The 573-nt window shown below is 57.9% G+C and carries 1 protein-coding gene; it reads left to right on the forward strand.

From position 1 onward, the window contains the following. Positions 1 to 355 (forward strand): glycine radical domain-containing protein (locus EGI20_RS18980; protein WP_498633261.1); only part of this gene is annotated, 355 nt, incomplete at its 5' end. Positions 356 to 573: the final 218 nt, after the last annotated feature.

Genomic DNA, 573 nt, shown 5'->3' on the forward strand with positions numbered 1-573 from the left:
CGGCCGTGATGTGAAGGGCTTTGTTGCTTCCGGTGCTTCGGTTGCTAAGATTCCTTATAGCGCGGCACTGGATGGTATCAGCTGGACATCGTCGGCGACGCCGGATGCGCTGGGGCACACCGCTGAAGAGCGTATCCGTAACCTGGCTAACTGCCTGGATGGCTACGTTGCCGCTGGTGGCTTCCACGTCAACGTCAACGTGTTCAACCGTGACACGCTGATCGATGCGATGGAACATCCGGAAGAGTACCCACAGCTGACCGTGCGCGTGTCGGGCTATGCGGTGAACTTCGTCAAGCTGACGCGTGAGCACCAGCTGGACGTGATCAACCGCACCTTCCACGGCAAGATGTAAGCCTGAGCTTCCCATCAGGGAAGCTGCTTCTGGTGGGCGGCGCAAGCCGCCCGCTGTCATTTATATCAAGGACATTCATGACTACGCCTGTTACCGAAATACCCGTCAACTTTGTGGCCGAACGCACAGAAGTGAAGGGTTTTATCCATTCTCTGGAAACCGGTGCGGCCGTCGATGGCCCGGGCGTACGCTTCGTGTTCTTTACCTCGGGCTGCCAG

This window comes from Aquitalea sp. S1-19 (assembly GCF_024343515.1).